This window comes from Sphaerospermopsis reniformis, assembly GCF_005402885.1.
Classification (GTDB): Bacteria; Cyanobacteriota; Cyanobacteriia; order Cyanobacteriales; family Nostocaceae; genus Sphaerospermopsis; species Sphaerospermopsis kisseleviana.
Genome location: NZ_BJCE01000038.1, coordinates 12,874 through 32,292, shown reverse-complemented (window position 1 = coordinate 32,292; position 19,419 = coordinate 12,874). Strand labels below are relative to the sequence as shown.

Below are 19,419 nucleotides of genomic sequence, written 5' to 3'. Positions count from 1 at the left end.
ATCTCTTGAAATCCCAAAAAATGCACACTTTTTCCGGTATACCCTTCAAAACCCTTGCACTTTTTTTCTGTTTATCAGCCTCTAACCTTTGATATATCAAGGTTTTAGGTTTATTCAGCAAACCCTAATTAATTTCCCCCAGTCCCCAGTCCCCAGTCCCCAGTCCCCTCCTTTTAAAATCCAGCTATAGGATCAGGTTGAGCTTTGAGGTAGTTGAGAAAATCGAGTAACTCTTCCTCACTCAGTAAAGAACGCCCCAGTTTACCGTAGGTTTTCTTGAGATGTTCTCTTCCCTGTTCTTTAGTCCAGCCCAAGCGTTCTATTTGGACATCGGTTTGGGCAATGACATCAGATAAATTAACTGGTTCGCTTTTTCTCTTGGTTTTGCCTATCCCTAAGCGCAAACCAGTATCTTCAACAGAAGAATAACTACGTGGAGTAAATGGGGTGACATTACTAGGAGGAATTTCTGGTAAAGGTTGAAGTTCAGGTTCGGGATTAGATACTAGATTCAGGTTAGGCGCTGAGGTATGAACTTTTTCTTCTGTGGGAGTAGTTTCAGAAAAACTTTGATCTAAAGTTTGATCTAAAGTTTGATCTAAAGTTTGATCTAAAGTTTGATCTAAAGTTTGGTTGTAGGTATCGTTTTTAGTGTTGTTAGCCAGTGACCATTGACCCCTGGCAACATCACCAGTGCTAGGGACAGATTCATTGAAAACTGTGGTAGTTTTTGGGGAAGGATTCACGGTTACAGGGGAAACAGGTTCTGGGGAAACAGAAACAGCAGCATTTTCCCTGGTTGTATTTGTGATTCCCAAAACCATCAGCGCCCGATTTCTAGCTTGGTCTTCAGCAGCTTCCACAGTGTCTGATCCCGCCATAGCAGTGGCACGGGTGACACCTTCAATTTGTAGACTGACTCGGACGATATATTTACCTTGAAAAATCTCTACTAATTCAGAAATAATACTTCCGTTAGGATACAATCTCTGGAACTGAGCCAACATCATATTTCCACCCATCTCAATCTGTTTTACTTTATTTGTACTTTGTAGATTTGTTTGATTTTATATAGATATTTAACTACTTGGTAATACGTCCTGATAGCGAAGCGTGGCGAAGCCATACGCCTGACTCCTTGAACTTCTGCCTCCTGCCTCCTGTACGGGCGAAGGATTCGGGCGAACAATTATTAATTTTTATCACAGGTTATTTTCCGAATGCTTCGCCCCTACTTCGCCCCTACGACTTTTTGCGCTATGATCATCAGTCAAGATTGTAGCAGCAACTAATTTGTGCATAATTCGCAGAAAATTTTAGTTACTGCTGACTGAATCAGGTGTCTTCCTTTCAATGCTATACTAATCACCCAACTAGATATCTAGAAGTATTTTCTGGAAGTGCGCTCTAAATCTACAATAATAAAGATAAGGTTCGCCCTCATTGCTTGTTCAGCTGCTTACCTGATTGTTACCGATTCTACAGAGGGGAAAATTAGGTTAATCGGCTGTGTCTCCTAGTTAAAACTCAGATTCTCATGGTAGTACCTGTTGAAATCTAGACAATCAAACATCTGTTACTTGCCTTTTGTATCAGCTAGTGGAAATTGAAGAGTTCTCTAAACCAAATCTCTCAAAATTCCATTGCGTAATTATCAGGTGGAAATCGAGTATCAGGAGTGCTGTGTAAGATTGGTTAGGTGAAGAAGGTTGAACCCAAGTGAATTCTGGTCGTGCAGTGAGAATTCCGAGCAGAGCCTCGCTCTGAAAGGAACTTGTGCTGCCTTGTCTTATCTACGAGAGACCACTCTAGGGTAATTCGTTGGCAACGAGTGTCTGTTGGCTGTGAGGAGATACAGAGCTAACAACTGAACTCAAAATTTTACCTAAATATACTTAAATTTGCTCAAATTTAAGTAAACAAGGTTTTGAAAAAGGTAAATTAGTTCATCTAAAATACCTTTTAGGCGATAACCAAGCCGGAAAATCCTAAAATTCTAAGGTAGGGCAAGCTTTGTCCAAACCAAAAGCCTGTGGATTAAGTAAGTGCCGTCACTCTTAAGTAAAGCAGGAAGCTAACTGCAAGTCTTTAAGTAGATTTGAGTAAGTTTAGTAAAGCGGAAGAACCAGATTACACGAAAAATGATGTTTTGACCAAAGGTCGGTTCACTGCATGGAATTTTCAATCGCTACACTTCTTGCCAATTTTACTGATGATAAATTGGTAGCTCGGAAGGTTTTGGAAAAAAAACTGGGTTGTGAAGATGAAGATAGTTTGGAAAAACTTCACATTGCTTTGGAGGTGCTGGAAAAAATTGGACTGTTAGTCAAAGATCGGGGTAAGTATCGTCGTGTATCAGAAGAGGGGCTGATTGAAGCGAAACTCCGCTGTTCTAGTAAGGGGTTTTGTTTTGCAATTCAGGATGTGGAAGGCTCGGAGGATATTTATATCCGGGAAAGCCATCTCAGTAATGCCTGGAATGGCGATCGCGTTTTGGTGAGAGTTCTAAAAGAAGGTAGTCGTCGCCGTTCTCCTGAAGGTGAGGTAAAGTTGATTCTGGAGCGTTCTAATCACACTTTACTAGCACGGATTAAGCAAGTAGAAGGGGGTTTCCGTGCTGTACCTTTGGATGATCGTTTGCTGTTTGAATTGAAACTGCTCACCAATGGCATTAACTTAGACGCAGCTATCGACCACTTAGCTCATGTGGAAGTCTTGCGTTATCCCTTAGCTCAATATCCACCCCTGGGGCGGGTGGTACAAATTCTGGGTAGCGATGCTGAAGCCGCTGCTGATATAGACTTGGTAACGTGCAAACACGATTTATCTCGGACTTTTACAGAAAATGTCTTGGATGCAGCCGCGAAATTACCTAAAAAGCTGCTGAAAGCAGATTTAAAAGATCGCGTAGATTTACGGGATTTGTTTACTCTGACGATAGAAGGGGTAAACGGTGACGATAGAGTAGTAGAAAATGCTTTTAGCTTAGAGAAAAACCCCAGTCAACCCTGGCGGTTAATTGTTCATATTACTGATTTATCTCACTTTATTCAGGCTGACGAGATATTAGATAGAGAAGCACTCAAGCGGGGCAGGTCAGTGTATCTCGGAGATTTAATTTTGCCGATGTTACCTGATGCGGTAGGGGAACGTTGTTCATTGATACCGGACAGCGATCGCCTCGCACTCTCCTTTGTCATCACCATTGATCCCCAACTGGGAGAAGTGATTGAGTGGGAAATTCAACCGAGTGTGATTAATGTTGATACGGCTGTAAGCAAAGAGCAAGGGGAAGCAATACTCAATGGTGAATCAACAAAAGCATCTGTTGAAAGTACAGAGATATTACGTGATTTGGCAACTTTGGCGACAACAGTCAAACAAGCTCGCTTATCTCGCGGTAGCTTGCAGTTGAATCTACCACCTAGCCAAAATCCTTATCATGATGAAGGTAATATGGGGGCGGTAGTACCTCATGACTCATCAGTGCGATCGCTCATCACAGAGTTTGTACTGATGGTAAATGAACTAATGGCAGATCAACTCAGCGCCTTGGGAGTTCCTGCTATTTGGCGAGTTCAAGGTACACCTGATCCTGAAGATGTCCAGGAAATGCTGAAACTGGCAATTAATTTAGGTGTGGAATTAACACTTGATCCAGAATTGGAAATTCAACCCCTAGATTATCAGCAATTAACCGGTATTTTCGCTGAATCACCATCTGAGCAAGTTCTTACCTACCTGCTGCAAGATACTCTCAAACCTGCTATGTACAGCACCACCAAAGGATCTCACTTTGGTTTAGCACTGCCACAGTATCTTCACATAAGCTCACCCTTGCGGCGTTACCCAGATTTACTCATGCAAAGGGTATATCATGCCTTATTGGAATATGGGCGCGATCGCCGCAACACCCGTGTTAAAGAGCGTGTTAACCTGCGTCACTCTTCTTCTCATTTGGAAATTAACTGGAACGTTCTCCCACCAGAACTACAACAAGAACTACAAAGCGATTTAAATAGAGTCCTTGTCCAGATTAATGACCGAGAAAAAGAAGTTCAAGAAGCTGAAGCCGATTTAGCTGGACTACAAAAGGCCCAACTGATGAAACAGCGCATCGGTCAAGTTTTTCCCGGTGTAATTACAGGCGTTCAATCCTACGGTTTCTTTGTAGAAATCGAAGTCCCAGCTACAGAGTCAGAAATCGGCTCTCAACTAAGTACACCTTTGCGGGTAGAAGGATTAGTACACGTCAGTTCACTAAAAGATGATTGGTATGAATATCGGGCTAGACAACAAGCACTATTTGGGCGGAAAAATCGCGCTTCCTATAGATTAGGCGATCGCGTCTCCGTACAAGTCAAAAGTGTAGACTACTACCGTCAACAAATTGATTTAGTCACAGTTGGCGCTGATGGTATGGTCAAAGGTTCAGGAGTAAGTGTTGCTAATGAAGATGGCACAGATATTTACTTACCAAATCACATCAAATCTTTTGATTTAGATCCCTATAGTGAAGATGAATGAAGAGAAGTCAGAATTCAGCGGTCAGAATACCCCATGCCTGTTCGTCGTAGACGTGCCCTAGGCATAGTCAGGGGTAACACCTCGCGAAAATTTTTTCTTTTCTTCACGGATAAATCTGGGGGCTTTAAACCCCGATTCATCCACCAGTTGCACAGAATTCATTCTGACTCCTGACTCCTGACTCCTGACTTCTAAATTCTTCTTAGGTAAATTTTCTGGGTATTTTCGTGTCCAATAACAGTAAACCACTTATTTTAGGCGTATCAGGTGCATCCGGACTGATTTACGCCATTCGCGCTCTTAAATTTCTTTTAGAAGCTGAGTATAAAATTGAACTGGTTGCATCTAAATCAACTTACATGGTTTGGCAAGCAGAGCAAAATATCCGAATGCCAGCAGATCCCCAAGCACAAGAGCAATTTTGGCGAACTCAAGCCGGAGTAACCCTATCTGGTCAACTACGCTGTCATCCTTGGAGTGATGTTGGTGCTGGTATTGCTAGTGGTTCGTTCAAAACTTTGGGGATGATCATTATCCCCTGTAGCATGAGTACAGTAGCTAAACTAGCAGTGGGTTTAAGTTCAGACTTACTAGAACGGGCAGCAGATGTACAGATCAAAGAAGGGCGTAAACTGGTGATTGTTCCCAGAGAAACGCCTTTTAGCCTGATTCACCTGCGGAACTTAACCACCTTAGCAGAAACAGGAGTGAGAGTTGTTCCCGCCATTCCCGCCTGGTATCACAACCCCCAAACAGTTGAAGATTTAGTTGATTTTGTCGTAGCCCGTGCTTTAGATCAACTAGATATTGATTGTATTCCCATTCAACGCTGGGAAGGTCATATTTAAGGGGACTGGGGACTGGGGACTGGTGATTGGATAAAAATGACTAATGACTAATGACTAATGACTAATGACTAATAACTAATAACAAAAATGGCTGGAATTCGTGTAATTTTGTTGGTAGTGGTGCTGGGGGGACTAACACTATTGTTAGTTCAAAATTTTTCTCCTGCCCTCCCCTTAGTATTTTTGGGGATGCGAACTCAACCATTACCACTGGCTTTATGGATTTTATTTAGCATTGCTGCTGGTGGTGTAACATCTTTTTTAATTACCACCTTGTTTAAATTTACTACTTATTTTACTGAAAAAGCATCTTCATCTAGGTCAACGAGAACAGCACCGCGTGTTAAGACAAATCCCAGGGAAGAAACTATACCACCTCCCAGTAGCCCACGCAGGCCAGTTACAGAAACCGATTACACTACCAGTAATGAATTTGATGATTGGGAAACAGATCCTAATCAAGCTGATGATTGGGATTTTGCAGAACCAGCCGAGACACCAAGCCCGAAACCCTACCCAAATCAGCAAGCTCGGAAAAATGTATCTCAGTCTGATTCTGTTTACTCCTACAGTTCTCAATCACCGAAAAATACTGGTGTAGGAAAAACCGAATCAATTTATGATGCTGATTACCGAGTAATTATCCCTCCTTATCAACCCCCAACTACTGATCAAAGTGATGATGATTGGGGTTTTTTTGAAGATGAAGAGGAAGATTTTGATGATAATAATGAACGTCCTCGCTAGTAAGTTTATGACACAGAAATTTGTGATTCGGTCTGCTTTAAGCTAAACTGCTTTCTTGATTCTCTTGACTCCTGTTTTATTTGACCCATCATTGCTGCTTCTTGCAAAGCCATAAAGGCATTAAAATCCTCACTGTCATATCGGGTAGTTAAAAGTTCCCTAAGTTGATTTTCTGCTGCCAAAGTTAAATAGCCAGTAGTTAAAGCTGTGTGTACAATGTCTCGAATTCGAGTCATAGTTTGCATATTAGGCATATTTATTACATTTGCTGATTGATGAAAGCTAACTCAGTTGAGAAAAGCTGGTTTATAAAAGACGAACATTTGGGAATTGTTGACAATGATTTTATTATAACTAATGGAAATGTTGAAAAAGACGATTTAATTATAGTTAGTTTTGACGAAAATTTATATCTGACAACTTATGAATATAAATTTTATTGCCAACTTGGCGGCGATAATATTGAAAATTTGAAACAATTTGATAGACAAGTATATGATTTTATTATTGATGATATTGATCAACAAAGGGAGACAGTATCAATTTTAGTTTGTTAAAAATGACATCTTATATGCGTTTGAACAGTTTTACTTTCTTCAAGTTTGGGAATAATGGTTCATTTTAACTAAAATCCTGAAAATCATTACCAATAAAGGCTTTTGGGGATAATTATTTTTTAACTCTACGCTTCTGCGGAATGTAGGATGAAATAAAAATTTAGAAATAATTGTATTTTACTATAGGAATAATATTTGATTTTTGAAAAAAACTCCGTACACCTAAATTCTCTAAAATCCTTTTGCCTCTTGCCTGCTTACATAGATAATTTCAGATATCAAATCAGATTCCTATATGTACATAGTATGGTTAATCAACTTTGCGGAAGTTTATTTACAAAAGATAATTTACAAAAATTAAAAAAAATTAACATGAAAAATTGGATTCTTGTTAGATAATGACGGCTATTGAAATTATCTATGATTCAACCAGGATAACAACAATGGATGAAGAACAACGCCGTGCTTATTGGCGTGCTAACACTGATTTAATCAGAAATCTGTTAATTATTTGGGCTTTAGCTTCCATAGTTTTCAGCATTTTATTAGTTCAACCATTAAACACAATCAAGTTTTTTGGTGTTCCTTTTGGTTTTTGGATGGCACAACAAGGATCAATTTTGATTTTTGTAGTTTTGATTTTTACCTACGCTTTCCAAATGGATAAATTAGACCGAAAATATAATATCAAAAAATAAAACAAAGCGAGGATAAACGGTGTCAGTTGAACTTTGGACGATTATTTTAGTAGGACTTTCTTTTGTTCTTTACATTTACATTGGTTGGCAGTCAAGAGTAGAAAATACCAAGGATTTTTTTGTAGCTGGACAGGGTATTCCTTCTATTGCTAATGGTGCAGCAACCGCAGCAGATTGGATGTCTGCGGCTTCGTTTATTTCGATGGCTGGATTAATTTCTTCCCTGGGTTATGATGGTTCAATTTATTTGATGGGTTGGACTGGTGGCTATGTTTTATTAGCTTTATTATTAGCCCCATATTTGCGGAAGTTTGGTAAATATACAGTACCAGATTTTGTAGGCGATCGCTATAAATCAAATCTCGCTCGTTTAGTTGCAGTTGTGGCGGCAATTTTCGTTTCTTTAACCTATGTTGCCGGACAAATGCGCGGGGTAGGAATTGTATTTAGTCGCTTTTTGCAAGTTGATATCAATACTGGTGTCATGATCGGTATTGTGATCGTTGGTTTTTTTGCAGTTTTGGGAGGAATGAAAGGTATTACTTGGACACAAGTTGCCCAATATTGCATTTTGATTTTAGCTTATTTAATTCCTGCCATTGCTATTGCAAATAAACTTACAGGAAATCCTTTTCCCCAATTAGCATTTACTTTTAGTGATGTTGCTAATAATTTAAATCAACTTCAGGTGGATTTAGGGTTTAAGGAATATACCCAACCTTTTGCTAATAAAACCATGTTAGATGTCCTATTCATCGCCATTGCTTTGATGGTAGGAACTGCTGGGTTGCCTCATATTATTGTCCGTTTTTACACTGTTCCTAATGTGCGGGCGGCGAGATTTTCCGCAGGTTGGGCTTTATTATTTATTGCGATTCTATACACCACTGCCCCCGCTTTATCCATGTTTGCCAGGTACAATTTGATCCAGACTTTTAATGATCAAAAAATTGAGGAAGTGAGAAAATTAGACTGGGTAAATAAGTGGGAAAAAACTAAACTGTTGACGTTTGAAGATAAAAACCAAGATGGAAAATTGCAGTTAACACCGAATAAACAAACTAACGAAATTACCATTGACAATGATATTATTGTTCTCTCAACTCCTGAAGTTGCTAACTTACCAGCTTGGGTGATAGCTTTAGTTGCTGCCGGTGGTTTAGCAGCTGCATTATCCACAGCTTCCGGTTTATTATTGGTAATTTCCAGTTCTGTCGCCCATGATCTTTATTATCGTATTTTTGATGAAACAGCATCGGAAGAAAAACGGGTATTTGTAGGGCGGGTTGTTGTTGGTTTGTCCTTAGTTTTGGCGGGTTATTTTGGTGTTAACCCTCCTGGTTTTGTGTCTCAGGTGGTAGCTTTTGCTTTTGGTTTAGCTGCTGCTAGTTTCTTTCCGGTAATAGTGTTAGGAATTTTTGATAAGCGGACAAATTCTCAAGGTGCTATTGCGGGAATGTTGAGTGGTTTAATTTTCACAATCATCTATATTATTGGTGTGAAGTTTGCCGGAATGACACCTTGGTTTTTTGGCGTTTCTGCTGAAGGGATCGGCACTTTAGGAATGGTCATTAATTTTATTGTCACCTTGATAGTTTCCCGTTTTACTCCTCCACCTCCTGAAGATATTCAAGCTTTAGTGGAAGATTTACGCACTCCTAGTTTTGAAGAATAGTAATTGGGGACTGGGAATATTTATCTTTCTTCTAACTCCTGACTCCTTGATCTCCTGACTCCTATTCTTTTTACCTTCCCAAATCTTCAATATTTTTCATTACTTGTTGATACAATTCTTTGTTACCTTCTCGATCAAAAATAGCTGCTGCCCGTTGTAAATCTTGTAATGCACTGCGTTTATCTCCAGCAGCAGCAAAAGCATTTCCTCGGTTATTAAACCCAGGTCCAAAATTAGGATTTAAACGAATGGCTTGATTGTAATCTGCGATCGCTTTTTGTGGATCTCCCAGGGCAGCGTAAGCATTTCCGCGGTTATTATAGGCAACAGAATAATTTTCATCTATTCTAATTGCTTCAGTATAATCTTCTATCGCCCCATTTCTATCACCTATGGCTGCACGGGCATTACCGCGATTATTGAAAGCTTCGGCATAATTTGGAGCTAAACGAATCGCTTCATTATAATCAGAAATAGCTGCTTGCTGATCTCCCAAAGATGCAAAAGCATTACCACGATTATTATAGGTTTCTGCATCATTAGGATTAAGACGTAATGCTTGATTATAATCAGAGATCGCACCTTCTTTATTACCAATATCAAAATATGCTAAACCCCGACTTTTAAACGCAGGTGCATATTGAGAATTAAGACTAATTGAACGACTATAAGCAGCAATAGCCGCTTCAGAATTACCTTTAGCGTGCTGATTTTGTCCCTGAATATAAAACTCTCCTGCTTTGGATGTTCTAGGTGTCAGTCGGTTCGGAGGACTAACCCCTATTTCTGTTACTAAAACATCCTGATTTTGATTGCAAGAAACGCATAAAATTCCACTGAAAACAGTAATCACTGTTATTTTTAATATTCTACCTAGCACTTGTCTATTATATGTCAATAACTGCCATTTCATAAGTTCTTATCAATCACTTGCATACCCGGAAAAAATTGTTACCAAAATCTAATAGAAACTAAAAGAAACTAATAGATTCCATGAATTACTTTTTCAAAATTTAACCAGTAATTGGAAAATTTAATGTATAAATAATTCTATTTCAGCTTTTATAAAATGTTGATTAAGATACATTTACGTAAATATAAATAATTAAAACCCCGACTTATTAAATAAGTCAGGGTTCTGTGAGTTCAAAATATAATAAATTCTGGCTTTTGCATTCCATTAATCATTTTTAACATCTTCTTCCTGAGATTTAGTAATTAACCGCCAAACAGAAGTTTTTTCAATATCTACATCTAATTGTTCTAAATTTCTGCCTAATTCTTTTTGTAATTTCTCAGTTAAAGTAATGGTAAAATCCAAATCAATATTTTCATTTTCTACTAATCTCACCAACTCCGTAAATTTCACCTTAACAGATTTCCGTTCATAACCACTGAGTTGATAATATTCAGTTTCGGATACATTTTGAATTTGCATCGCTTTTTTTAATCTTTCTTGTAAATAATCAAATTCAGAATTAATCAGTTTTTTTTGCTGTTCCACTTCTGTATATTTTTGGGAAAGTACAGATAAATCTTCCGTTTCTGGTTTTGTAATAACTTGAGACTGTAAAGCTAATAATTTTGAATGTACTTGAGCCAGATAAATACAATCAAAATAAGCATATTCTAATTGCTCATCGCTTAAAGGTCTTATACCCCAATCGCTACCTTGTTCCTGTTTATCAATACCATAAAAATTACACAACACATTACCTAAAGTTTTCAGTTGATAATTAGGCAATGGTAGAATATGATATGGTATGGACTTAGCCATTTCTAAAGTACAAGTGATATTTTTGGCTTTTTTATTGCCTAAAAGTTTCAAGTCATAACTTGCATTGTGAAAAACCTTTTCAATAGATTCATTCATCATGATTTGCTCAATAAAAGCAGCAATCACATCAGACTTATTTAAAACATCCAAAATATAAACACTGTCACCAGTCATATCTTGAGGATGATCCAATATTTGAATCAGGGATAATCGAGGATTACGACTTTTATAATCAGCCACTTCTGTATCTATCCAAAGAGTTTTAGATTTGGTGTATTTAGCAATTTGAGAACGGATTTCCGCAGCAGTAGTAAGATAAGGCATTGGTAGATGTAGAGCAGTTTAACTTAGTTATAATTAGTTATAATTTTATAAATTAACATTTTGTGACTAATTTTGCCGTAAGTATTCAGCTATCAGTAATCAGTAAATGACTACGCCACGCTACGCTAACAGCTTTTGTCTTGAGTAAGACTGAGTTAGTAAAAAGATGCATAGTTTTGTTAACTTACATCAGTGTTCATGAGAGTAGATTATAGCCTATTACTGATACTTTTCAGTTTCTGGCTGACGGCTGAATGCTGACATTTTGCCCTTACTTACTGCCCGATAATTATGCTAAGTTTTAATAAAAATTCTTGCTAATCTGCAAAAATCCTGACAAACAAACTCAAATTTATGAAATCATCTATTAATCGTCAATGGCGTTTAGCATCTCGTCCTGTGGGTGACATCAAAGTAAGTGACTTTGAGTATCGTCAAGAACCCATTCCCACACCAAAAGCAGGCGAAATACTGATCCGCAATATCTATCTTTCCTTAGATCCTACCCATCGCATTTGGATGAGCGATCGCCCCCAGTATATGCCACCTGTGGAAATTGGGGAAGTCATGCGTGGTTTAGTTCTGGGTATAGTGGAAGAATCTAAAAATCCCAACTTTCAACGGGGGGATCTCGTTTCTGGACTGTTAGGATGGCAAGATTACGCTTTAATTACTACTGGAAATCTTCCTTACATCACCAAAATTCCCCAACCCTTAACAGTTCCCCTCACTGCTTTTATGGCAGTTCTTAGCTTTATTGGTTGCACCGCTTATTTTGGACTTTTAGATATAGGAAAACCTCAAGCAGGAGAAACTTTGGTAGTCTCAGCGGCCTCTGGTGCTGTAGGTTCATTAGTCGGACAAATAGGGAAAATTAAAGGTTGTCATGTAGTGGGGATCACCAGTTCCGATGAAAAATGTCGCTATTTATTAGAAGAACTGGGTTTTGATGCTGCAATAAATTATAAAACCGCAGATTTAAGTCCCGCTTTAGCTGCATCTTGTCCCAATGGAATTGATATATATTTTGAAAACGTTGGTGGGGAAATTCTCGACGCTGTTTTAACACAAGTGAATTTAAATGCCCGCATTCCTCTTTGTGGTTTGATTTCTACTTATAATACTGAAGAACCTTTACCTGGACCTTATAATTTCAGTCAGATTTTAATGAAGCGGGTGTTAATAAAAGGTTTCATTGTCACTGATTATGTGAGTCAATGGGATCTTGCTTTTAGGGAGATGGGACAATGGATACAACAGGGAAAACTTAAATATCAGCAAGAAATTGTCCAGGGTTTGGAAAATGCACCTACAGCTATTCTCAAACTTTTTAATAGTGAAAAAATGGGTAAATTAATTGTGCAGATTTCTGAACAGCCCTAATCTGAGATTATTCATTAAAAAGGCTCAAGTATTACTATTTTGTCATACCTGAGCCTTTAATTAATTCAATTAATTTGCTAAAACTATTGCATTAGCAAAAATGCTTGATTTTATAACTTAGTAGCGATTGCGATTATAACCACCACCACCACTGCGATTACCACCACCTCTATCTTCCTTGGGTTTAGCTTTGTTAACTTTTAAATCTCTTCCCATCCACTCAGCACCATCAAGGGCATCAATAGCAGATGTTTCTTCTTCATCTGTACTCATTTCCACAAACCCAAAACCGCGCAGTCTTCCTGTTTCACGATCTGTAGGTAGTTGAACGCGCTTTACAGAACCGTATTCTGCAAAAACCGCAGTTAGAGTATCTTGGGTAACTTCATAAGAGAGGTTGCCTACATAAATTGACATAGATTTTCTCCAAAATCATAAAAGTGTAGAGATTTAGATTTCGGAGAAAAGTCTGTAAGTACCAAAAGGAAAAAACCTATTAATATTAAAAACAAACGCCGTCGCCGAATTACTTCTCACCTCCCATCATGGCACGGAAATTAACTTTCGGAGAGGAAGTAACCAAAACTGTTATATATCGTTACGTGAACAATTAAAATCTAAGTAACTTTATCGGTTCAAGCTGATTACATTAACGCCTAATCCGGTAACGCTTATATAAAATTCTTTATTTTTATTGGTTATTGTGTCCTTTGTTGATTGCGTTATTTATTTTTTGTTGAAGAGAAGCGATAATTTCATTACTTAATTCTTCTTCTGGTTCTACAACTTCACGTTCAGCTAAAACTGATTGAATTTGACCTTCAGAAGCTTTTCCTAGTCTTTGTAGTAGTGTTTGAAAACTTTGTTCCTGTTCATTTATTTCCTTTTCTGGTGTTGCTTGAATAAAATCAATTGGATTCATAATCAAAATATATCTGTAAAATTTACTGAAATATATAGAAAATTAACAGAGGAAACGCACTTGTACTGCACGTTTTTTGGTTTGATTACTTTCATCAAGATGAAAAGTCACTAAGTCATTACGAGATGGCGTGTAATACCTGTCTATTAAATTACTCAAATTAACAAAAATAGTTTGTTTTTTATTATTTTTTGTATCAATTTTAATAATAAATCCGAAACCTCGTTCTATGTTCCAATCTTTTATTTGTCCAATATATTCCGAAGCATCACGAAACATAGCTTCTAAAATTCTATATCCTTTTTGGCGAATGTCATAGTTATTATCATGGACGAAATTACATACTGTTTGCAAATTCCAGATAAATTTACGTAAACAAAGTTCTTCTATTGCTCTTGCTCTTAAATAAGTAGAATAATTATTATTTGTCCATTCAAGAAGTTGACTATTTGCAAAAATTGATTTTTTATTTATGATGTGCCAAATCTGTTTTTGAACATTTTTCTTTGGATGAAATAGAAATTTTTCAACAATTTCTTCAGAGCAAAATTTGGGGACAGACAGCAGAACTTTTGCAGCCCTTAATGTGACTTGTTCTGCCGGATCTACAAGAGATTGTTGCAAAATCATATTACCAATATCAGCTGGTAAATCTTCTAACATTTCTACCACAGCTACTCTAACTCCTGGAGATAAGAGTGGTGACATTGCTTTCTCAAGTATATAAGTATTTACGTTACCAGTAGTAATAACTGCTTTAATAATAGCCGCTTTTGCTCCAGAAGATATTTCTGGATCTTCAAAATTAACTAAATCAAAAAGATTTATGGCTAAGTCTGGATTTCTACTTAAAATTTTACTAACGGCAATAGACTGTAGACTAGGATTGCGTGTACATAAAACCTGTAATGCCATTTCTTCTAATTCATCTTGATGAAGTAATGAGACTACACGCATAATTCTGGGGTATGGTAGCGATTCTTCTGGAGAAGGTACTACAGCAAATAAGCCTTTAATTATTTCTTTGTGACGAGATTTATCTGTCCTGCTTAGTAGCATGGGTGTTAGAATTAACCTTGTTAAAAAATCTAAGTCAGTGACAAAAATATCAAATATTTCTGTATCAATATCACAAATATTTATGGTTTCGATTTTACTTATAGCTGCCCTACGCACTTCAACATCTAAATCTCTTAGTCCTAACTTTATTACATTCTCTGCTAGTTCAGAACTTAGATAATTAATGGCTAAAGCTAACGGAATAGACCTAGAATCTATAGGTGTATTGCATTGCTGTTCTAAATAATTTAATGCCTCTGGTGACTCTAATGAACCTAAAGCTTTAGCAATTTCTTCAACAAGATTCGATTGGTTTAATTCTGCCAGAGCAATTATGTCTGAACTAAACTCTACAAGTTGATGTGCATTAATAAATTGGATAGCTACTAATTTTTGTTCAAAGCCACCTGATAATAAAGCTTTATTAACTTCTTGTTTAATTCCATTAGGAGCGTACTTTATGATAATTTTACTTATAGATAAAAGTTTTTTGTGTGGTAGTTTTGAAAGAGCCTGAAAAATAGTCTGTGTTGCTTCGATTTCATCAAGTGCTGCTAACGAATCTAAAGCTAAAATAGGGTCTGTGAATAACCTATTCTTTGCTTCATTTGACAATTCTTGAAACAATTTTGCAGAACGCTGAGAACGAGCCGAGTAACATCTAGCTGCCAATTTCAGATCATGCTGTGCAATCAGTTGAGTAAGTGTGTCCGCATTACTAAGTAAACCTGATAATATTTCAATACTGATTGGAGTAGCATCCATTATATTAGCTTGTATCTCTACATCAGTATTTTTTTCCCAAGCATCTTTCAATCCTATCGCTGTAAAATAATCAAGTGCTGTTTCATGAAAAAAACCTATCAGGCTATCACCACTTTTTTGTAAGATACTGCTGTCAATTAGCTTTGTAAGCAAAGAATCAGGTGACACCTCTTGTCGCGCAAAACGTTGTGTTACATTCTCAAATAGATACAATATCTGATTTTCAGAAATAGCTGTCCCAGACTCTTTACGAATTGTTTGAGCTAGTTCAACTAATACCATGATTTTTATGCGTTGAGATATTTGATCTCCTTTAATTTTTTCACGTTCAAAGATTTGATTAAAAAGTACCTGCATCATTTCCCCAATGTTTCGAGGAATATGTATTTGTGTAGGAAGCTCACAGAGAAGTCGGCTCATTAAAGGAGTTTTAAAAAGAGCCAACAGTTTATTATCATTTTTAAGAGCAGAAAATAACTTATTTCCTTCATCTTCTGTTCTCGCGTTTAAACGTAAAATTTGTCCAACAGTATAAGGATTTAACGGTTCTAGCTCGTATACAGGTAATTGTAGCTCATTATGATAAGTTTCTTGACGTGTCGAAATGACTAATTTACACTTAGGGTAGCTAATTAAAAAAGACTTTATATCTTGAATGACTTCACTATAATAGCGAAAAGGAACTTCATTTAATCCGTCTATAAATAGCCAGTATTTACCATCAGACAAACTAGACTTAATATCAACGGAATCAATGTCTTTTAGATAAATTGACAAATAAGTTGATATTTTATTTCCATTGCCAAGAACATCAGCACGTAAATAAATAGGTATTTTTTGCACTTCCGATTCTAAAGATATAATTTCTTTAGCTAATAGTGCTGTGATGTGTTTTAAAGTTCGTGATTTTCCAGAACCACCTCCACCTATCAAGATTATTTTTTTAACCTGTTTTACAAGGATAGAAATTTCTTCTTCTATAGGTAATTCTTGAATAAAAAAAGATTCTGTTTCTTCTAGAGAGAAAGGTAAATCTTCTCTAGAATTAGGTTTCCATTTTAAAGAAGCTTGCAGATTTACATATCGTTCATATTCTGTATCTATTTGCGATACTTTTTTTAAGTATGTTCGGTAAGGAGATGTAGCAAGTTCAAGTACAGAATGATTGGCTGGATAACGTATGATTAAAATAAAAAGACCAAGGACTGTATTAAAAAGTTTTGATATTTCGTCTACAGTATAATCAGGTGCTTCATGGGAAAATTCATTTCGCAGTAGATATACTCGATATGAGACTGCTGCGAGGCAGTTTTGTTGTGTCCAATAAATTGGACAGTGGTTGTCGTTAATCTTAAGTGTATCCCATTTGTTTGGGAGTACCAAATCATCTTTTAAGAGTCCATAGCACTTTTGCTTTTCTAGATACTCTAGTTTCTTTAAATCTCCTGTATACCGAATACGGCCAATTGCTTTTAAAAAAGGCTCTATTGTACCAACAAGCGTTTTCAGAGTTGCTGTCCGTCTTACCTGATCTCCATATTCCCATTCCTGGTGATCTTGAACAGCAAGAACTAACTGATCTGCAAAGTTTTGGTTTTCTGGTATGGCAAGAAAGCGTTCCAATAAACGACATTGGACAGATACATCTGGAATTTTTATGACTTCTACTGGATTATATGGGTGAGATACAAAAGATATATTTTGAGTTATGTAGCTACTTATAGACATAATGATACACAGAGCGCGTATAAAAACTAAGAGAAATGTTAAAATCTGAGGTTTTTTGCTGTGTAATTCATATACATGAAACTACCGTAACATCATTTTTTCAGATTTGCTCACACTTTTTCATAGCAGTAATAGAATAAATAACGATATCCTTATAAAGCCTACCAAGAGCAAAAGGTAGCTATTAAGTAGCAGATTTGACAGACTTAAAACACCAAAACTCTGTATCCAGAAGAGATTACTGAAAAGCAAAGTAAAATTTTTTATGGTTTCCCAAATTCGGTTTTTAATGTGCGCTCCCGACCACTACGATGTAGACTATGTGATTAATCCGTGGATGGAAGGGAATATTCACAAATCATCACGCGATCGCGCTGTAGAACAGTGGAATAAATTATACAATGTTATCAAAAATCACGCCATTGTCGATTTAGTGACACCCCAAAAAGGTTGGCCAGATATGGTATTCAGTGCCAATGCTGGTTTAGTTCTTGGTGAAAATGTGGTTCTCAGCCGTTTTTTACATAAAGAACGCCAAGGAGAAGAACCGTATTTTCAACAGTGGTTTGAAAATAATAGTTTTAAGGTTTACACACTTCCTAAAGACTTACCCTTTGAAGGTGCTGGTGACGCGCTTTTAGATAGGGAAGGGCGCTGGTTATGGGCGGGGTATGGTTTCCGTTCTGAGTTAGATTCTCACCCCTATTTGGCTAAATGGCTAGATATTGAGGTGATTTCTCTGCGGTTGATGGATGAAAGATTTTATCATCTTGATACCTGTTTCTGTCCCCTAGCTAATGGGTATTTGCTGTATTACCCCGGTGCGTTTGACTCCTACTCTAACCGGGTGATAGAAATGCGCGTTACACCAGAAAAACGTATTGCCATTGCAGAAGCTGATGCGGTTAACTTTGCTTGTAATGCGGTGAACATCGAAAGCATCGTGATTATGAACAAAGCCAGTGATAGTTTAAAATCACGGTTAGCGGAAGTTGGTTTTCAAGCGATTGAAACCCCTTTAACTGAATTTCTCAAAGCTGGTGGTGCGGCTAAATGCTTAACTTTACGAGTGACTGAACCTGTACGGGAAGAAGTACACGCTACAACTCAAGTCGAAAGTCGGATAATTCGTTTAGAAGGTCATTTATTAGATGCGGGTTTAATTAACCGCGCTTTAGATTTGATCGTAGACATGGGGGGGAGTTTCCAAGTTCTCAAGTTCAACTTGGGAGAACAACGTCAAAGCACTTCAGCAGCAGAAGTCAGGGTTTCTGCACCATCTCACGAGGTGATGGAAGAGATTATATCCCAGTTGATTGATTTGGGTGCGGTTGACTTACCCCAAGATGAAAGAGATGCAAAACTCGAACCTGTTTTACAAGCGGGTGTTGCTCCTGATGATTTCTATGTAAGTACGATTTATCCTACTGAAGTAAGGGTAAATGGACAATGGCTGAAAGTAGAAAATCAACGCATGGATGGGGCGATCGCTATTTCTAGTACAGCCAATGGGTTAGTTGCTAGATGTAAAATTTTGCGTGATCTAGAAATTGGTGAACAGGTAGTAGTTGACGTTCAAGGTATCCGCACTATCCGCAAAACCGAATCCCGCGAACAACGCAACGCCCAGGAATTTAGCTTTATGTCTTCTGGTGTTTCCAGTGAAAGACGGGTAGAATTAGTTGTGGAACAAGTAGCCTGGGAATTACGTAAAATTCGGGATGCTGGCGGTAAAGTAGTTGTTACTGCTGGTCCAGTGGTAATTCATACGGGCGGCGGAGAACATCTTTCTAGATTGATTCGTGAAGGTTATGTTCAAGGACTGTTAGGGGGAAATGCGATCGCAGTTCATGACATCGAACAAAATATGATGGGAACATCTCTCGGTGTGGATATGAAACGCGGTGTAGCTGTACGTGGTGGACATCGACATCATTTAAAGGTAATTAACGCCATTCGCCGTTTTGGTAGCATCACTAAAGCGGTAGATGCTGGGGTAATTACTAGCGGTGTGATGTATGAATGTGTGAAAAATGACGTTCCCTTTGTGTTAGCTGGTTCAATTCGGGATGATGGACCCCTACCGGATACGCAGATGAACTTGATTTTAGCACAGCAAGAATATGCTCAAATCATTCAAGGTGCGGAAATGATATTGATGCTGTCTTCTATGCTGCATTCCATCGGTGTAGGAAATATGACACCAGCAGGGGTGAAGATGGTATGTGTGGATATTAACCCTGCGGTGGTGACAAAATTGAGCGATCGCGGTTCAATTGAGTCTGTAGGTGTGGTTACGGATGTGGGTTTGTTTCTGAGTTTGTTAATTCAACAGTTGGATAAGTTGACGAGTCCTTATGTTGCTAATGTAGGTTAAGAATTTTCTCACGCAAAGGCGCAAAGACGCAA

At 37.6% G+C, this 19,419-nt stretch carries 15 protein-coding genes; 8 read left to right on the top strand and 7 right to left on the bottom strand.

Annotation, left to right across the window (positions count from 1 at the left end; genetic code table 11):
• Nucleotides 1-173: 173 nt before the first annotated feature.
• Nucleotides 174-1,007 (bottom strand): slr1353 family protein, encoded by an 834-nt coding sequence (locus tag FFR48_RS07960; RefSeq protein WP_137666993.1) that lies wholly within the window; start codon nucleotides 1,005-1,007, stop codon nucleotides 174-176.
• A 1,165-nt stretch (nucleotides 1,008-2,172) separates the two neighbouring features.
• On the opposite strand from FFR48_RS07960, the gene FFR48_RS07955 reads away from it, so the two are divergent.
• From FFR48_RS07955 to FFR48_RS07945, 3 genes are all read left to right on the top strand, one after another.
• Nucleotides 2,173-4,527, top strand: a complete 2,355-nt coding sequence (locus FFR48_RS07955) for a ribonuclease R family protein (protein ID WP_137666990.1) — start codon at nucleotides 2,173-2,175, stop codon at nucleotides 4,525-4,527.
• Nucleotides 4,528-4,754: 227 nt separating this feature from the next.
• A complete protein-coding gene (locus FFR48_RS07950; RefSeq protein ID WP_096565351.1) occupies nucleotides 4,755-5,375 on the top strand; it encodes a flavin prenyltransferase UbiX in 621 nt (206 codons plus the stop codon).
• Between the two features lie 87 nt (nucleotides 5,376-5,462).
• Nucleotides 5,463-6,122, top strand: a complete 660-nt coding sequence (locus tag FFR48_RS07945; RefSeq protein WP_096565349.1) for a hypothetical protein — start codon at nucleotides 5,463-5,465, stop codon at nucleotides 6,120-6,122.
• 5 nt (nucleotides 6,123-6,127) lie between these two features.
• Here the strand turns inward: FFR48_RS07945 and FFR48_RS07940 are convergent, their stop codons facing one another.
• Complete coding sequence (locus tag FFR48_RS07940; RefSeq protein WP_137666989.1) at nucleotides 6,128-6,358, bottom strand: hypothetical protein; 231 nt, start codon at nucleotides 6,356-6,358, stop codon at nucleotides 6,128-6,130.
• 39 nt (nucleotides 6,359-6,397) lie between these two features.
• On the opposite strand from FFR48_RS07940, the gene FFR48_RS07935 reads away from it, so the two are divergent.
• The 3 genes from FFR48_RS07935 to FFR48_RS07925 all read left to right on the top strand — a co-directional run bounded on the left by FFR48_RS07935 (nucleotide 6,398) and on the right by FFR48_RS07925 (nucleotide 9,052).
• Nucleotides 6,398-6,679, top strand: a complete 282-nt coding sequence (locus FFR48_RS07935; RefSeq protein ID WP_137666988.1) for a hypothetical protein — start codon at nucleotides 6,398-6,400, stop codon at nucleotides 6,677-6,679.
• A gap of 443 nt (nucleotides 6,680-7,122) precedes the next feature.
• Nucleotides 7,123-7,377 (top strand): DUF4212 domain-containing protein, encoded by a 255-nt coding sequence (locus FFR48_RS07930; protein WP_096565347.1) that lies wholly within the window; start codon nucleotides 7,123-7,125, stop codon nucleotides 7,375-7,377.
• Nucleotides 7,378-7,396: 19 nt separating this feature from the next.
• On the top strand, nucleotides 7,397-9,052 hold the full coding sequence (locus tag FFR48_RS07925) for a sodium:solute symporter family protein (protein ID WP_137666987.1): 1,656 nt from the start codon (nucleotides 7,397-7,399) through the stop codon (nucleotides 9,050-9,052).
• A gap of 70 nt (nucleotides 9,053-9,122) precedes the next feature.
• On the opposite strand, the gene FFR48_RS07920 is transcribed toward FFR48_RS07925, so the two are convergent.
• Together FFR48_RS07920 and FFR48_RS07915 are read right to left on the bottom strand one after the other, a co-directional pair.
• Complete coding sequence (locus FFR48_RS07920; RefSeq protein WP_137666986.1) at nucleotides 9,123-9,965, bottom strand: tetratricopeptide repeat protein; 843 nt, start codon at nucleotides 9,963-9,965, stop codon at nucleotides 9,123-9,125.
• Nucleotides 9,966-10,232: 267 nt separating this feature from the next.
• Entirely contained in the window at nucleotides 10,233-11,153 is a 921-nt protein-coding gene (locus tag FFR48_RS07915; RefSeq protein ID WP_137666985.1) for a ribonuclease D, read from the bottom strand.
• Between the two features lie 354 nt (nucleotides 11,154-11,507).
• On the opposite strand from FFR48_RS07915, the gene FFR48_RS07910 reads away from it, so the two are divergent.
• Complete coding sequence (locus FFR48_RS07910) at nucleotides 11,508-12,536, top strand: NADP-dependent oxidoreductase (RefSeq protein ID WP_137666984.1); 1,029 nt, start codon at nucleotides 11,508-11,510, stop codon at nucleotides 12,534-12,536.
• Nucleotides 12,537-12,653: 117 nt separating this feature from the next.
• Here FFR48_RS07910 and rbp read toward each other — a convergent pair whose 3' ends face one another.
• From rbp to FFR48_RS07895, 3 genes are all read right to left on the bottom strand, one after another.
• Nucleotides 12,654-12,953, bottom strand: coding sequence for an RNA-binding regulator (gene rbp, locus FFR48_RS07905; RefSeq protein ID WP_096565339.1), 300 nt, complete (start codon nucleotides 12,951-12,953; stop codon nucleotides 12,654-12,656).
• Between the two features lie 274 nt (nucleotides 12,954-13,227).
• On the bottom strand, nucleotides 13,228-13,458 hold the full coding sequence (locus tag FFR48_RS07900) for a hypothetical protein (RefSeq protein WP_137666983.1): 231 nt from the start codon (nucleotides 13,456-13,458) through the stop codon (nucleotides 13,228-13,230).
• Between the two features lie 42 nt (nucleotides 13,459-13,500).
• On the bottom strand, nucleotides 13,501-17,010 hold the full coding sequence (locus FFR48_RS07895; protein ID WP_137666982.1) for an NACHT domain-containing protein: 3,510 nt from the start codon (nucleotides 17,008-17,010) through the stop codon (nucleotides 13,501-13,503).
• A 265-nt stretch (nucleotides 17,011-17,275) separates the two neighbouring features.
• Between FFR48_RS07895 and argZ the strand changes: the two genes are divergently transcribed.
• Nucleotides 17,276-19,387, top strand: a complete 2,112-nt coding sequence (gene argZ / locus FFR48_RS07890; protein WP_137666981.1) for a bifunctional arginine dihydrolase/ornithine cyclodeaminase — start codon at nucleotides 17,276-17,278, stop codon at nucleotides 19,385-19,387.
• The last annotated feature ends 32 nt before the right edge of the window (nucleotides 19,388-19,419 follow it).

Bases quoted from the DNA above. Each gene is read 5' to 3' on its own strand.
- FFR48_RS07910 (WP_137666984.1), top strand. From the start codon at position 11,508: ATGAAATCATCTATTAATCGTCAATGGCGTTTAGCATCTCGTCCTGTG.
- FFR48_RS07960 (WP_137666993.1), bottom strand. From the start codon at position 1,007: ATGTTGGCTCAGTTCCAGAGATTGTATCCTAACGGAAGTATTATTTCT.
- rbp (WP_096565339.1), bottom strand. From the start codon at position 12,953: ATGTCAATTTATGTAGGCAACCTCTCTTATGAAGTTACCCAAGATACT.
- FFR48_RS07900 (WP_137666983.1), bottom strand. From the start codon at position 13,458: ATGAATCCAATTGATTTTATTCAAGCAACACCAGAAAAGGAAATAAAT.
- FFR48_RS07920 (WP_137666986.1), bottom strand. From the start codon at position 9,965: ATGAAATGGCAGTTATTGACATATAATAGACAAGTGCTAGGTAGAATA.
- FFR48_RS07955 (WP_137666990.1), top strand. From the start codon at position 2,173: ATGGAATTTTCAATCGCTACACTTCTTGCCAATTTTACTGATGATAAA.
- FFR48_RS07940 (WP_137666989.1), bottom strand. From the start codon at position 6,358: ATGACTCGAATTCGAGACATTGTACACACAGCTTTAACTACTGGCTAT.
- FFR48_RS07915 (WP_137666985.1), bottom strand. From the start codon at position 11,153: ATGCCTTATCTTACTACTGCTGCGGAAATCCGTTCTCAAATTGCTAAA.
- FFR48_RS07935 (WP_137666988.1), top strand. From the start codon at position 6,398: ATGAAAGCTAACTCAGTTGAGAAAAGCTGGTTTATAAAAGACGAACAT.
- argZ (WP_137666981.1), top strand. From the start codon at position 17,276: ATGGTTTCCCAAATTCGGTTTTTAATGTGCGCTCCCGACCACTACGAT.
- FFR48_RS07895 (WP_137666982.1), bottom strand. From the start codon at position 17,010: ATGTCTATAAGTAGCTACATAACTCAAAATATATCTTTTGTATCTCAC.
- FFR48_RS07945 (WP_096565349.1), top strand. From the start codon at position 5,463: ATGGCTGGAATTCGTGTAATTTTGTTGGTAGTGGTGCTGGGGGGACTA.
- FFR48_RS07930 (WP_096565347.1), top strand. From the start codon at position 7,123: ATGGATGAAGAACAACGCCGTGCTTATTGGCGTGCTAACACTGATTTA.